Origin of the sequence: Thiohalocapsa marina (assembly GCF_008632335.1) — a bacterium.
In the GTDB taxonomy this organism is placed as follows: Bacteria; Pseudomonadota; Gammaproteobacteria; order Chromatiales; family Chromatiaceae; genus Thiohalocapsa; species Thiohalocapsa marina.
In genome coordinates this window covers 45,926-60,254 of record NZ_VWXX01000015.1, presented here as the reverse complement: position 1 = coordinate 60,254, position 14,329 = coordinate 45,926, and the positions used below count along the sequence as shown (strand labels likewise).

General features: G+C 66.0%; 8 protein-coding genes. 4 read left to right on the top strand and 4 right to left on the bottom strand.

The window, feature by feature from the left end; all coding sequences use genetic code 11:
• Window positions 1–2 precede the first annotated feature (2 nt).
• Entirely contained in the window at window positions 3–2,903 is a 2,901-nt protein-coding gene (soeA, locus tag F2Q65_RS11035; protein WP_150093311.1) for a sulfite dehydrogenase subunit SoeA, read from the bottom strand.
• Between the two features lie 228 nt (window positions 2,904–3,131).
• Here soeA and dusA point away from each other — a divergent pair, with 228 nt between their 5' ends.
• On the top strand, window positions 3,132–4,172 hold the full coding sequence (gene dusA / locus F2Q65_RS11030; protein ID WP_150093309.1) for a tRNA dihydrouridine(20/20a) synthase DusA: 1,041 nt from the start codon (window positions 3,132–3,134) through the stop codon (window positions 4,170–4,172).
• An 82-nt stretch (window positions 4,173–4,254) separates the two neighbouring features.
• On the top strand, window positions 4,255–4,572 hold the full coding sequence (locus F2Q65_RS11025) for a hypothetical protein (RefSeq protein ID WP_150093307.1): 318 nt from the start codon (window positions 4,255–4,257) through the stop codon (window positions 4,570–4,572).
• Window positions 4,573–4,719: 147 nt separating this feature from the next.
• On the opposite strand, the gene F2Q65_RS11020 is transcribed toward F2Q65_RS11025, so the two are convergent.
• The 3 genes from F2Q65_RS11020 to F2Q65_RS11010 are packed head-to-tail and all read right to left on the bottom strand — an operon-like array spanning window position 4,720 to window position 11,325.
• Entirely contained in the window at window positions 4,720–6,438 is a 1,719-nt protein-coding gene (locus F2Q65_RS11020) for a tetratricopeptide repeat protein (RefSeq protein ID WP_150093305.1), read from the bottom strand.
• A 28-nt stretch (window positions 6,439–6,466) separates the two neighbouring features.
• On the bottom strand, window positions 6,467–8,332 hold the full coding sequence (locus F2Q65_RS11015) for a CRTAC1 family protein (RefSeq protein ID WP_246156143.1): 1,866 nt from the start codon (window positions 8,330–8,332) through the stop codon (window positions 6,467–6,469).
• A 59-nt stretch (window positions 8,333–8,391) separates the two neighbouring features.
• On the bottom strand, window positions 8,392–11,325 hold the full coding sequence (locus F2Q65_RS11010; protein WP_150093301.1) for a TgpA N-terminal domain-containing protein: 2,934 nt from the start codon (window positions 11,323–11,325) through the stop codon (window positions 8,392–8,394).
• Between the two features lie 440 nt (window positions 11,326–11,765).
• Between F2Q65_RS11010 and F2Q65_RS11005 the strand changes: the two genes are divergently transcribed.
• Both F2Q65_RS11005 and F2Q65_RS11000 read left to right on the top strand, forming a co-directional pair.
• Entirely contained in the window at window positions 11,766–12,185 is a 420-nt protein-coding gene (locus F2Q65_RS11005) for a pilin (RefSeq protein ID WP_150093366.1), read from the top strand.
• Window positions 12,186–12,373: 188 nt separating this feature from the next.
• Complete coding sequence (locus F2Q65_RS11000; RefSeq protein ID WP_150093299.1) at window positions 12,374–14,293, top strand: tetratricopeptide repeat protein; 1,920 nt, start codon at window positions 12,374–12,376, stop codon at window positions 14,291–14,293.
• Window positions 14,294–14,329: the final 36 nt, after the last annotated feature.

Sequence of the window (14,329 nt, the reverse complement as noted above, 5' to 3'; positions counted from 1 at the left end):
TCTCACTTCCTCCCGAACATGCCAGCCACATAGGCCTGCCATTTGCCGCGTGGGCGGCCCTCCTGCCCCGGCAGCGGCTTCATCGGCGCAAACTGGGGCTCGGTCATCCGCGGCTCCTGCTCGTCGGCCTTGCTGATGCGCACGCGCACGTCGAACCAGGCCGCCTGACCCGTCACCGGATCTGAGTTGGACAGATGCAGGCCGTCATCGCCCGGCGGCAATTCCTCGCCGATCAGGTGATTGAGCAGAAAGCCCTTCTTCGATTCGTCGGCGTTCGGCGACAGCGCCCAGGCGCCAGCCGCCTTGCCGATGGCGTTCCAGGTCCACACCGTGCCCGGCTCCACCGCTTCGGAGAAGCGGCACATGCACTTCACCCGGCCCAGGTGCGACTCCACCCAGATCCAGTCGCCGTCGCTGATGCCCTGCGCCACCGCCACCTTCGGATTGACAAAAAGATAGTTGTGGCTGTGGATCTGGCGCAGCCACGCATTCTGGCTGTCCCAGCTGTGGTACATGGCCATGGGTCGCTGCGTCAGCGCGTTGAGCGGATAGCGGTTCTTGTCGATGCGCTGGGTCTCCAGCGGCTCGTAGTAGAACGGCAGCGGGTCGAAGAAGGTCTCCACCCGCTTGCGCAGGTGCTCCGGCGGTTGGCGTCCCGGTCGACGGCCCTGGGCCGCGGCGCGGAACCGGTTCAGCACCTCGGAGTAGACATGCAGCGTGATGGGCTCGGCCCAGCGGGTGAGCGCATGGGACCGCGCCCAGTGCAGGTAGCCCTTGTTCCAGTTGCGCATGAACTGGTAACTGCGCGGCAGTTCATGGTGGAAGACGCAACCGTTGGCCTTGTAGTGCTCCCATTGCCGCGGGTTCGGCTCGCCCTTGAGGTATTTCTCACCGAACTCGCCGCGCCAGCCGGCCAGAAAGCCGATGCCGGAACCGGGCGAGGTCTCGTAGTTGACAATGAAATCGGCGTAGTTGCGGTACTTGGCCGAACCGTCCTCCTTGGTGAAGGCCGGCAGGCCCAGGCGCGCACCCAGTTCGATGATCACGTCCTGGAACGGACGGCACTCCCCCTTGGGCGGCAGCACCGGCATGCGCACGGCATCCACCGGGCCGTCGAACTCCGAGATCGGCCGGTCCAGCATGGACAGCACGTCGTGGCGCTCGAGATAGGTGGTGTCCGGCAACACCAGATCGGCAAAGGCAACGGTCTCGGACGAGAAGGTGTCGACCACCACCAGGAACGGGATCTTGTAGTCCCCATTCTCGTCGGTGTCGGTGAGCATGCGCCGCGCTTCGCTGGTGTTCATGGACGAGTTCCAGGCCATGTTGGCCATGAACAGGAACAGCGTGTCGATGGGATACGGGTCACCGCGCCAGGCATTGGTGATGACGTTGTGCATCAGCCCGTGCACCGACAGCGGATACTCCCAGGAAAAGGCCTTGTCGATGCGCACCGGTGCCCCGTCGTCGTCGACGAACAGGTCCTCGGGCTTGGCCGGCCAGCCAAGCGGCAGGCCGTCCAGCGGGGTATCCGGCTGCACCGCCTCGGGGCCGTGGGGCGGCTTCGGGCACGGCGGGATGGGGCGCGGGAACGGCGCCCGATGACGGAAGCCACCCGGCCGGTCGATGGTGCCGAGGATGGTCATCAGGATGCTCAGCGAGCGGATGGTCTGGAAGCCGTTGGAGTGGGCCGCCAGACCGCGCATGGCGTGGAAGGCCACCGGATTGCCGGTGACGGTGTCGTGCTCCTTGTCCCAGCAGTCGGTCCAGGTGATGGGCAGCTCGATCTTCTGGTCCCGGGCGGTGACGCCCATCTCGTAGGCCAGCCGGCGGATGGTCTCCGCCGGGATGCCGGTGATGCCCTCGGCCCACTCCGGCGTGTAGCGCTCGACGCGCTCCTTCAGCAGCTGGAACGACGGCTTCACCGGGGTGCCGTCGGTCAGGGTGTAGTTACCCATCAGCCGCGGGTCCGCCCCCTCGGTATGGGTCAGCACCTGGCCCTTGTGCCGGTCCCACCACAGCTTGTTCTGGGGGTCGGTACAGCCCTCGGTGACCTCCGCCGAGGCATCGCGGTAGAACATGCCGTGATCGTCCCGCTGCGGGTCATCGATCACCAGCTCCGCGGAATTGGTGTACTGGATCAGGAACTCGCGGTCGAACAGGCCGACCTTGATGATCTCGTGGATCAGGGCCAGCAGCAGCGCGCCGTCGGTACCCGGCTTGATCGGCACCCATTCGTCGGCGATGGCGGAGTAACCGCTGCGCACGGGATTGATGGAGACGAAGCGCCCACCCCGGCGCTTGAACTTGGAGATCTGGATCTTCAGCGGGTTTGAGTGATGGTCCTCGGCGGTGCCGATCATCACGAACAGCTTCGCATGCTCCAGATCGGGGCCGCCGAACTCCCAGAACGAGCCGCCGATGCTGTAGATCATGCCGGCAGCCATGTTCACCGAGCAGAAGCCGCCGTGGGCGGCGTAGTTCGGGGTGCCGAACTGCTTGGCGAACATGCCGGTCAGGGCCTGCATCTGATCGCGCCCCGTAAACAGGGCGAATTTTTTCGGGTCCTCCGCCCGCAGTTTCTTCAGCCGGTCGGCGAGCAGGGTCATGGCCTCGTCCCAGGAGATCTCCTCGAACTGCGACTCGCCACGCCGGGCCTTGGCCTTGCGCCGCAACGGCTTGGTCAGGCGCGCCGGGGACACCTGCTTCATGATGCCGGAGCTACCCTTTGCACAGATAACACCATGATTCAAAGGGTGATTTGGGTTACCCTCGATGTAGCGAACCTGGCCGTCCCGCAGATGCACGCGGATGCCGCAGCGGCACGCGCACATGTAGCAGGTGGTCTCCTTGACCTCGGTTTGACCAATCTCGCGATCGGTGTGGACGACGGGGTCTTTCATCGACGGAATCCCTCTGGGTCTGTGAAGATTGCGAAATTCTAATATTCTGCAACACGAATTGCGACGGGTTTTGCCCGTTAAAACGACACAGATCATCCGGTAAGCGTCATCGATCGCCCGTCAGCCCACCCCGATCGACGCCCCCGCACACCCCAGCCAAGCCTCCAGCCCCCTGTCGACAGCGGGTTCTGGTACCGTTGCCCCATCCCGCAACGCCAGTCAAATCCGATGTCACCAGAATCCACCCCTTTTTCTGCCCCGGCCCCTGACCCGGTCCCAGCCCCAGCCCCGGTTTCGGCAACGCCCCGGCTGGACCGCCGCCTTTCGGTGGCCCCGATGCTGGACTGGACAGACAGGCATTACCGTTACTTCGCCCGCCTGATCACCCGCCACACCCTGCTCTACACCGAGATGGTCACCACCGGTGCGCTGATCCACGGCGAACGGGCACGCTTTCTGCGCCACGACCCGGCGGAACACCCCCTTGCACTGCAGCTCGGCGGCTCCGATCCGGCGCAGATGGCCGAATGTGCCCGCATGGGCGCTGACTGGGGCTACGACGAACTCAACATCAATGTCGGCTGCCCCTCCGACCGGGTCCAGTCCGGCCGCTTCGGCGCCTGCCTGATGGCCGAACCGGAACTGGTTGCCGACTGCGTGGCGGCAATGAAGGCCGCCGTCGCGATACCGGTCACGGTCAAGACCCGCATCGGCATCGATGAGCGCGACAGCTACGAAGAACTGGCGGCCTTTACCCGCATCCTGCAGGACGCCGGCTGCGACGCCCTGATCATGCACGCCCGCAAGGCCTGGCTCAAGGGCCTGAGCCCGCGGGAGAACCGCGACGTGCCACCGCTGCGCTACGACGTGGTGCATCGGCTGAAGGCAGACTTCCTGGCGCTGCCCATGGTCATCAACGGCGGCATCACCACGCTGGAACAGACCACGGAGCAGCTCGCGGTGATGGACGGCGTGATGATCGGGCGCGAGGCCTACCAGAATCCCTGGCTGCTGGCAGCGGCCGATCAGGCCATCTTCGGTGCCGGCACGTCGCCGCCGACCCCGCACGCCGTGCTCGAGGCCCTGGTGCCCTATATCGAGCAGCGCCTGGCCGAGGGCGTCCCGCTCAACGCCATGACACGCCATCTGCTCGGCCTGTTCCACGCCCGGCCGGGGGCCAAGGCCTGGCGACGCCACCTGAGTCAGCAGGCCCATCGTCCCGGCGCCGGTGTTGAGGTGCTGCTTGAGGCCATGCGGCGGGTGGGCTGAAAACGTGCCCATGTGCAGTATAATTCCGTGCGGGAGTCTGGCTCCCGTTCCGAACGATAATCACAGAGACAGTGGAGGTAACATGAAGAAGATTCTGCTTTCCGCCACGGGCGTCGCCGCCCTTGCCGCCATCGCCGCTACGCCGGCACAGGCATTCTGGGGCTCCTGGGGCGACGGTCCTTGGTACGGCGGTCCGTGGCACGGCGGGCCCTGGTACGGCGGCTACCCGGGCTACGGCTGGGGCGGCTACCCGGGTTATGGTTATGGCGGCTACCCCGGTTACGGCTATGGCGGCTACCCGGCCTACGGCTATGGCTACGGCGCCCCCTGGGGCTATGGTGTGCCCTATGCGGCACCGGTAGCGCCGCCGGCGACCCCCGACACCGGGGCACAGCGCTAGCAGCCGGGGCTCGACAACCGCCGCGCTCTCGCCCCACCAAGCGCGGGACGTCGCGGCGGGCTCCCCAGTCAAGGGCCGGAAGAACCTGTTCTCCCGGCCCTTTCGCTTCCCGAGGCTCCGATTCGCCTTCCGACGCTCCGAACGCCCTCAGTAGGGCTTCGTAGCCGGATATTCGCGAAACAGCCGCGCTGCATCGAACGGCGGCGGCGACAACAGCGGATCATCCACCGGCCACGCGGGTCCCGGCAGGCGGTGTTCACGGTAGGCCGTGAGGGCCTGCTGCATGGCCTCGATCTCCGCTGCCGGACGCCGGGCCCAGCCGGCCATGGCCAACAGACGCTGCTGGGTCTCGACTGCGCTGTCCCAGCGCCCGGCGGCGGCCTGAACGAAGGCCAGCAACTGCTGGTGCGCCGGGCCCGGCCGGGTGAGTGCGAGCTCTGCCGCCAGACGCAGGGCGCGGTCGATGTCGCGCAGGTCTGTCTGTTCCGCCGCGGCCAGCCCCCGTGCCAGGGCGTAGCCGGCCTGAGGATCTTCCGGATGCGCCGTGGCCAGTGACTGCAGCTTCGCGAGCACCGTCGCTTCCGCCGCACCGGCCCGGCGCGCAGCCACCAGCGCCAGCACCCGGGCCGGCGCCACGGCAGCATCCAGCTCGATGAGCCGGCCATAGGCCGCGGCGGCCTGGGCGTAGCGCCCGGCGCTAAAGTCCAGGTTCGCACGCTGGAACAGGGCACCCGCATGGTCGGGTGCCAGGGCCAGCGCCCGTTCGTAAGCCGCCGCTGCGTCATGCGTGGCGCCCCGCTGCTGCGCCAGCACACCCTGCAGGAAGTGCCCCAGGGCCTGCTCCGGATCCCTCTGCAGCGCGGCGTCCAGTTCGGCGGCCGCCGCCTCCGGGCGACCGGTCAGATACAACACCCGGGCATGGCTGATGCGCGCCGCGGCATTGTCCGGGTCCACCGCCAGGCCCGCCTCGAACTCCTCCGCCGCGCCGGCATAGTCCCCGCCGCGCACCGCATGCACCGCGCGCTTGAAGGCCGGCAGCGCCCGCCGGTTGGCCGCCTGCAGCTCTGCCAGCAGCGGATCGGCGATATCCGGGGCGCGCAGCTCGAACTGCGCCAGATGGTCACGGGCCAGGTCCGCCTGCCCCAGGGCCCGATAGGCCTGGGCCAGCGGATAGTGCACCTCGGTGGCATCGGGGTGGGCCGCGAGTGCTGTCTGCAGCAGATCGACGGCATCGGCGTGACGGCGCTCCAGCAGCGCGATCTGGCCCAGGTAGTAGTGTGCCGGCGCCAGCAGTGCCGGTACATCCCTGACTCGCTCAAACGCGGCCCGGGCCTGCTCGAGTTCGCTGCGGTCCAGCCGCACCTTGCCCAGCCGCAGGTACAACGGCGCGTACTCGGCATCGATGGCCTGCGCGGTGTGCAGATATGCCAGCGCCTGCTCCAGATTGCCGGCCAGCATGGCCAGATAACCGGCGTAATAGGGCCAACGGAACGCGTCCGGCTGCAATGCCATGGCGTTACGCAGGCAGGCGTCCGCCGGGGCCTCTACCTCCAGCAACAGCAGCAGTGCTCCCAGCCGGCCATAGGCTGCAGCCAGGGCATCGGAATCCGCCTCCGGTTCGGCCAGCAGCGCCGCGACCTCAGCGCGGGCAGCGGACAGCCCCTGCTGCATCAACGGCTCGGCGCCGCTGACATCCGTCTCGGGCACCGGCACCAGTTGCCCCTGCCAGCGCGGCGATAGCGCCGACAGGGCGTCCGCCAGCAACACCCCGGGAACGCAGGCCAGTAACGGCAACAGTATCAGGGCCGGCACCGGCAACAGACGCCGACCGGCAGGAACGGGACTCTTCAGCCTGCGAAATCGCATGATGCGACCTCCTTCGCGCGATGACGGACTACAACCCTGTCGACGGCTGACGCAACCGCAGCACCGTATTGACCACCCTGGGCTCGATGATCTGCTCGCTGCCGTCCGGCCACAGGATGCGCAGCTGCTCCACCTGCTCCAGCGGCCCAAGGCCGAAGGTGACCGCCGGCTCCACTTGCGACAGATAGCCGCGCGCGGTGCGCAGTTCGCGCGTGCGGGTCACCCCGCCGGCGGTGAGTTCGAGCCGCGCGCCGATGGCATCGGTATTGGGCGGCCGGCCGATCAGTTCCACCCGCAGCCAGTGGTTATCCGTGTCCTGGTCGTTGCGCAGCAAGGCCGGTCGGCGACCGTTCTGCGTGATCAGCACATCCAGATCGCCATCATTGTCGATATCCGCATAGGCAATGCCGCGCCCGACCAGGGCCTGCGCCATGTCGCCCATGGCCTCTGCCGTCGCCGGAATCGGTACGAAACGCCCGCGGCAGGCGTCGCCACAGTTCCAGAACAGCGACGGCGGCTGGGCATACTGCTGGCTCTGCTGCACCTTGTGGATCTCGTGCTCCAGGTGGCCGTTGGCCAGCAGCAGATCCTCGCGGCCGTCCAGATCATAATCGAGGAACAGCAGCCCGAAGGTCAGCGGGATGCGCGACGCCGGCCCCAGGCCCTCCAGCACCGCCTCGTCAACGAACGGCGCGCCGCCATTGGTGGTGACGAACAGCGAGGCCATCTCGTTGGCAAAGTTGCCCACGGCGATTCCGATGTCGGCGTCGTCGCGGAAGCGGGAAACGTCGACGCCCATGGCCGAGGTGGCCTTGCCGTTGCGATCATAGGCCACGCCGTCGAAGATGGCGCTCTCCTCGAAGCGTCCGTCGCCACGGTTCCTGAACAGGAAATTGCGCACGGTGTCGTTTACCACGATCAGGTCCTGCCAGCCGTCGCCGTCCAGATCGAAGGGCACGACACCCAGCCCCTTGCCCACGGGATTGCCGGTCACCGGATCGAACACCAGGATGCCAGCCTGGGCCGAGACATCGACGAAGCGCCCGTCGCCATCGTTGCGATACAGCACATTGTTGGTACCGACGAAGTTCAGCGGCGCGCCATAGGCACGCCCGAGACCGGTCAGGCGAAAGTCGATCTCCAGATCGATGTCGCGGGACCACTTCACGTAGTTGACCACGAACAGGTCCAGATCGCCGTCGCGGTCGTAATCGAAGAAGGCGGCGCTGGAGGACCAGGCATCGTCCGCGCCGGCCACCCCCGCCTGCGCGGTCACGTCCGTGAAGCGACCACCGACATTGCGCAACAGATGGTTGGCGTTCAACGAGGTGAGATACAGGTCGCGCCAGCCATCGCCGTCATAGTCGCCCACGGCAACGCCCATGCCATAGCTGACGAGGTCCAGGCCGGCCTCAGCGGTCACGTCGTCGAAGCGGCCGTTGCCGTCATTGCGATACAAGCGCTGGGTCGGCGGCTGGCCGCGGGTGCGATGCGCATCCCACTCCCGCGAGTTGACCAGAAACAGGTCCTGATCGCCGTCGCGGTCATAGTCGAAAAAGGCCGCGCCACTGCCGATGGTCTCGGGCATGAGCCGCTCGCCATAGGCGCCATTGACATGCACGAACGCAATGCCCGCCTGCGCCGTGATGTCGGTGAAGGGCACCACCGGCGGCATGGCCTCGCTGACGCCGGGCTGCACCGGCGCGGGGGCCTGGGGCGTCCGGATCCGCGCCTCCTCCAGCGGCGTTGGCGTCGCTTGCCGGGCCGTCAACCAGTACAGTGCGCCGGCCAGCACAGCCACCGCGGCAATCGCCACCACCGAGCCGACAAAGGCGCGACGGATGCGTGCCTCACCACGGCTGACCTTCGACCGACGACCGGCATAGTCCTGCATGGGCATTCCTCCGGGGGCGCTGTCTGTTGTTCGTTGCTGCCTGCCTGTTCACCGAAACATCAGTGTTCGGCCACCGCCTGCGTGGCTTGAAAATCAGCCGGCGGGCGCAGCGCATAGATGGCCACTGCCTCTGCCGCGTTGTCCGCCGCCGGATTGCGGCTGCGGTGCAGCGTCACCGTCCGCTCGACGGCATTGTCATCGCCCCGGTAGTACTCGTGCAGGCCCCGGTGTCGGTCGGCGCCGTCGGTGTCTGCGACTTCGCCCAGCACCAGGCTCAGGGTGTGGTGCGCGGCGGCATTCTCCGGGTCGAGGCGCAACGCCTGCTCGAGCCGCTCGCGGGCGCGCTGCAACCAGGCCGCACGGGCGGCGCGGCGCGCATCGCCGCGCTCCTGCCGGGCCCGCTCGTACAGGGTGCGGCCCAGCTCCGTCAGCATGCGGTAGTCGCGGCCGAAGTCGAAGCCCCGGGCACGGGCCTGGTTGAAGCGGGTCTCAGCCAGCGCCTCCAGCGCCGCGATGGCCCCGTCCAGATCCCCCAGGTCCCGCGCGATCAACCCCGTGTACCAAGCCACTACCCAGGGCGGCGCGCCCTGCTCCGCCGCGCGCTCCAAGGCCGCGGCGGCCTCATCCAGCCGACCCTCGCGATGGAGCACCCGGGCCAGGTTCAGCGCGCCGTCCCAGCGACCCAGCGCCTCCACCTCGCGAAACGCCGCCTCGGCCTGTCGCGACTGGCCGCGCTTGCCCTCCCGCAGCAGGCCGATGCCGTAGTCGTTCCAGCGCTCCCAGTCGGGCAGATCAGTGAATTGTTGGTCCGGCGCCGGATCTTCGGGCGGCTCCGTTCGGGAGATTGCCCTGGGGGCCGGCAAACCGGCAGGCAAGTGGCTCGGCACCGTTGCCTCCGCCAGCGGCAGCACCACGCGGTCCTGCGCCAAGGTGGTCACCGGCAGGTCATTGCCGGGAAACGCACCGGCGTTCTGTTTCGCCCCGCCCTGCTGCAAGGCGGAATGCCGTGCCTGATCCGGGGCCTGATCCGGGGCATGCTGCCAGACATGCCGGTAAAAACGACTGTCGAACTTCCGGTAGCGCAGGGCCGCTTCGATCTCCACCGGCCCGGTCAGCCCTTCAGGCAAGTCCAGCGCATAATGCACCACTGCCGCAGCCCCCGGCGGGATCTGGTGATCGTAGAGCGCGGCGACGATGTCCTGGGCGTTGCGCCGCTCGATGCGGTTGCCCTCGGCATCCAGCAGGTAGGCGTTGCCGAACCAGGCCCACTCGTCCACCTCGCCCTCCGGCCCCAGAGCGCCGGAGCGGGCGATGACCTCGCCGCCAGCGCGCACGGTCAGTTCCAGCCACAGTTCGTTGGAATCCGCCGTGCCCTGGGTCAGCGCATGACCCATGCCCGTGGTACGCACCACCACCTCCAGCAGCCAGCGACTCCCCGGCGCCAACGCCGGCAGCTGCGGCCGCAACGGGGCATGCAGCCGGCCCTCGATGTGGCCGCCCTCTTTCAGGCCGAAGATGTCCACCCGGGCCGCGCGCCCCATGAAGGCGACACGCTCGGCGTTCTCGGCCTCGGGTCGGCCGACCAATACAGCCACTGCGGTATTGGCGGCGGCGAACAGGTGATCGTGCACCGCGGACCGCCCATCCGCCGTCGCGGCCCGGGCGGCCGGGTCCGCCGACGCCCGCGCCGGCATGTGGCAGCCATTGCAACCGGTCTCGGCCTGCGGCGGGAAGTAGAAGCTGTCCACCCGATGCCCGGACACGCCGCTGAGCAGAAAGCTGTCGTAGTGATTCTGTCCACGCAGCCAGCGATAGTGATTCAGCGCCGGGGGCAGGTGCACCTTGTGGCAGGCGGCACAGAATTCCGGGGTCTGGTGCAGGGGCCGGAGCAGGGTCTGCTTGTGGAAGGCCGGCTTGGCCTTGATCAACTGGCGATTCACCGCCTTGAGGAAGGCATTGTCGCTGAACGCAAAGGGATAGCGCGGCGGGTCCGTCAGGGTATAGTCGCCATTGCCCCGCGGGCTGTTGACGGCGCTGATGGCATGACAGCCAAGACAGGTGATCCCCGCCATCGCCGCCGGATCCGCGTCAGGATCATAGTCCGGATCATCGAACCGACCGGAAAACAGCGGCACCTGGTCGTGACAGACCGCGCATAGCCGTGTCGCGTGCACGTTGCCGTCGCGGGCCAGCAGCTCGGCGCGTGTGTCCTCGATGCTGAAGCGATAGGCCGGATTGTTGAACGAACTGAGCCGGTGCATGCTCCCCGCGTGCCGCTCGGCAATATCCGCGTGGCATTCGGCGCAGACGTGATCCTGCAGTAGATGTTCCGCCGGGATCGCCGCCGCGCCCGGCCGACCGCCTGGCGCCGGCGTCAGCGCCAGCGCCGGCTCGAACGCCCGCACCAGCGGCTCCCCGTCTCGCTGCCCGCCCCACAGATGCAGCGCCAGCGCCAGGATGCAGACGAGCGACGCCATGCCCGCCCAGGCAGCCCCTTGCCACCAGCGCAGGCGCGGACCCGCCAGCCGGTGCAGGACAAACAGCCAGACAGCGGCCAACGGTGCCAGCACATGCACCCAGTAGGCGACGCGCCGCACATGGGGATCATTGATCTCGAAAAAGCCGAAACGGGTCAGCAGGATGCCGGAGCCGAACAAGGCCAGCAATGCCAGATACAGCCCCAGGCCCGCGCGGATGGCGTAGCGGTTGGGTCGCAACCAGGCACGCCGGAAGTGCAGCATCCCGAACACCAGCACCGGCAGCATCAGCAGCAGCCCCAGCCCCAGATGCGCCAGGAACATGTCCAGATAGAACGCGTTCTGCAACACCCGGCCGGTCAGCCGTTCCGCCAGCGTCACGCCGGCCAGATAGACGGAGTTGACGGCCAGCAGACCGCCCACCAGCAGGATCACCTGCAGCAGACGACGCAGCGACGGCGTCAATGCACCCGGTGCAGCCGAGGGGGATGGGTGATAGGGTTGTTGTGTTGACATGACCCGAACGATGCATCGCCGGCGGCCACCGCGACCGTCTCGAAAAATGATAGCCCAAGCCGCCGCGGCCGGCATGCCCTTGCCAGCGGCGCTGCGCCACCTGGCAACGGGCTGGCACAGGCAGAGCCTGAGCCAGCGATATCGGAGACAATACGTGTCCAGAAAGCGATGCGCTCGCACCTGGTGAGGTCACCTCGCCCGGGTGACAAAAAACGGCAGAATCTGCCCGATTGCGTCAGCCGTTCACCGCGCGCCTGAGAATATAGCAGCGCCGAATGCGCGCCAAACATATGAACTTATTATCCCTGAACATCCAGAGCAAGAACTGGCGCAAGTATTGCTGGGACATGGTTACCAGGATTCTGTTTCCGCGCAATCCTAGCGCAGCCCTCGAATGTTCCGAGGCGCTGAACCACACCCAAGACGACAGGAGAACGACCATGAAACGTCACAACCAGGCCGGCTTCACACTGATCGAACTGATGATCGTCGTTGCGATCATCGGCATCCTCGCGGCCATCGCCATCCCCGCCTATCAGGACTATGTTGCACGCTCGCAGATGTCCGAGGCCATGATGCTCACCGGCGGCGCCAAGACCGCCGTGGCCGAATACTGGATGCAGACCGGGAGTTTCCCGACCGATAACGCTGATGCAGGCCTTTCGAATACGATCTCCGGCAGCTACGTTGCATCCGTCACCGTCGGCGCAAGCGGCATCGTTGCCACGATGAACAATAGCGTTTCCACGCCCATCCAAGGCGCCACCTTGACCCTGACGCCGACCAGCACGGGTGGCTCGATCACCTGGGAGTGCTCGTCCGACGCGGATGCGAAATATTTGCCGGCTGCTTGCCGCTAAGTAGCATCACAAGCGTTGGCCCCTACGTTGGGGCCACATGCGACTGCCACGTTCGCAGACCATGGCCAGCGAGCGTGAGCAGTCGCCCCCTTACGGCATCTTCATTCCCGAGCCTTCTCCCCACAAGGGTAGACAGGCGCCCGCATTGTGGCCCCTCCGCCTTCCATGCATCATCCGGATCACTGCCTGTGACGACCACCTGGAAACCGTTCGCAGCCTTTGTTCTGGGATTGGTCGCACTCTGGCTTGCCTATGCCATCGCGCTGCCCGGCTTTTTCCTCTTCGACGACGAACCTAACCTTCAAAAGCTCGAATTCCTCAGCGACTGGCGCTCCGCAGCCGCATTCATCCTGTCCGGCAACTCCGGCCCACTCGGTCGTCCGCTATCCCTGGCCAGCTTCGCCGCCCAGGCGTCCGCCTGGCCCGATCATCCGGAACGACTCCTGCGGGTCAACTTCGCTATCCATCTGCTTGCAACCACGGCCGTGTTTGCGCTGGTACTGGGCCTGATGCGGATCCGACCAATCGCGAACCAATCCCATGCAACCTGGCTCGCCGCTGCGATCGCGCTGATCTGGGGTTTCAGCCCATTCCTGGCGACAACCCACCTGATGATCATCCAGCGCATGACTGGCCTGGCGGGGCTGTTCGTCTTTCTTGGTCTGGCCGGTTTTGTCTGGGCGCACTGCATTCGCAACCAGCACCCTGTCCGATCACGGATCATGCTGGTCGCAAGTCTTGGGCTCGGCACCCTGTTCGCGTCCCTGTCCAAGGAGAACGGCGCGCTCCTGCCCGCGCTGTCCCTCGTCATCCTGTATCTCTGGATCCCGAAGGAACAACGCGCCACCCACCGGGTGGATCGGTCCATCCTGTTCATCCTGGCCGTGCTCCCGACCGCGCTTATCTTCGGCTACCTGCTCTACCATGCCAGCCAGGCGCTGGTTCATGGGTACGGCCTGCACCGGCAATTCACGCCCGAGCAGCGGCTACTGACGCAACCCTGGATCCTGCTGGATTACGTCCAGAATCTGCTACTGCCCCGGGCCATCAACGTCTCCCCATTCACGGATCATATACAGGCATCGACCGGCTGGCTAATGCCGCCCATTACAACAATCGCTGTCATTGCCTGGGCCCTGATCATCGCGGCCGCGCTACGGTTGAGATCGAAGGCGCCCTATCTCCTGTTTGGCATCTGCTTTTTCCTTGTTGGCCATCTACTGGAATCCACCATCATCGGCCTGGAACTGTATTTTGCACACCGAAATTATGTGCCCTCCTTTGGTCTCTATTTCGCGTTGATTTTCGCCATCGGCACCATGCCAGCCCGATATCTTCGCACAGGCTTTCTGGCAGTGAGCGCGTACGCGCTTCTTTTTCTTGCCGTTCTTGTCCAGACCGCCTACCAATGGAAAGATGTCGCGGTCACCTCCGAACTCTGGCTGGCCGCCCATCCGGAATCCATCCGCGCGGCCCAGTTCGCCGCCACGCAACACCTGCAACAAGGGAACCCAGCCGCGGCAGTGAAGATCCTGGACGACGCAGCTCGCAGCAACCCGGACGACGCCATGATTCAGGTGCAGAGCGTGCTCATCTGCACGGGCCGGGAACACCTGTTTCATGAACGCCTGATCAAGCTCGAATCACGGCTTCGCCACTTACCCTTGTCACGCCCAACCGTCAGCGAATTGAGCACAATCGCGCAAAGCAAGCTTACGCTGTACTGCCCTCAGCTCACATACCAGATGCTCATCGAACTTGCGGATGCGTTGCTGGCCAACCCCAGCTACCAGCAATCGCCACATGCCCGCAGCCACCTTCTAATCGCCAAGGCCTTTTCTTATGCAGAGCAAGCACAAATGGAACAGGCGGCAGATCTATTCGCGGAGGCTTTCTGGACCTATCCTGTGCTCGACACCGCGTTTACCGCCGCTTCCTTGATGTCAAACCTTGGAGACTATCAACGGGCAAAAGAATTTCTCAGCGCCGCCCGCACTGCGGCCCCCGAGAGCTTCCTCAAGCAGAAGCTATGGCATCAGCGGCTTGATGCATTCGACTATATCATCGAAAAATCTCGCCTAATCGAGGGTTCGACGACGGGTAGTTAACGGGCGTATCACCAGCGGCGATATAAAGCCGGTAAC

Bases quoted from the DNA above. Each gene is read 5' to 3' on its own strand.
- F2Q65_RS11020 (WP_150093305.1), bottom strand. From the start codon at position 6,438: ATGCGATTTCGCAGGCTGAAGAGTCCCGTTCCTGCCGGTCGGCGTCTG.
- F2Q65_RS11015 (WP_246156143.1), bottom strand. From the start codon at position 8,332: ATGCAGGACTATGCCGGTCGTCGGTCGAAGGTCAGCCGTGGTGAGGCA.
- dusA (WP_150093309.1), top strand. From the start codon at position 3,132: ATGTCACCAGAATCCACCCCTTTTTCTGCCCCGGCCCCTGACCCGGTC.
- F2Q65_RS11025 (WP_150093307.1), top strand. From the start codon at position 4,255: ATGAAGAAGATTCTGCTTTCCGCCACGGGCGTCGCCGCCCTTGCCGCC.
- F2Q65_RS11005 (WP_150093366.1), top strand. From the start codon at position 11,766: ATGAAACGTCACAACCAGGCCGGCTTCACACTGATCGAACTGATGATC.
- soeA (WP_150093311.1), bottom strand. From the start codon at position 2,903: ATGAAAGACCCCGTCGTCCACACCGATCGCGAGATTGGTCAAACCGAG.
- F2Q65_RS11010 (WP_150093301.1), bottom strand. From the start codon at position 11,325: ATGTCAACACAACAACCCTATCACCCATCCCCCTCGGCTGCACCGGGT.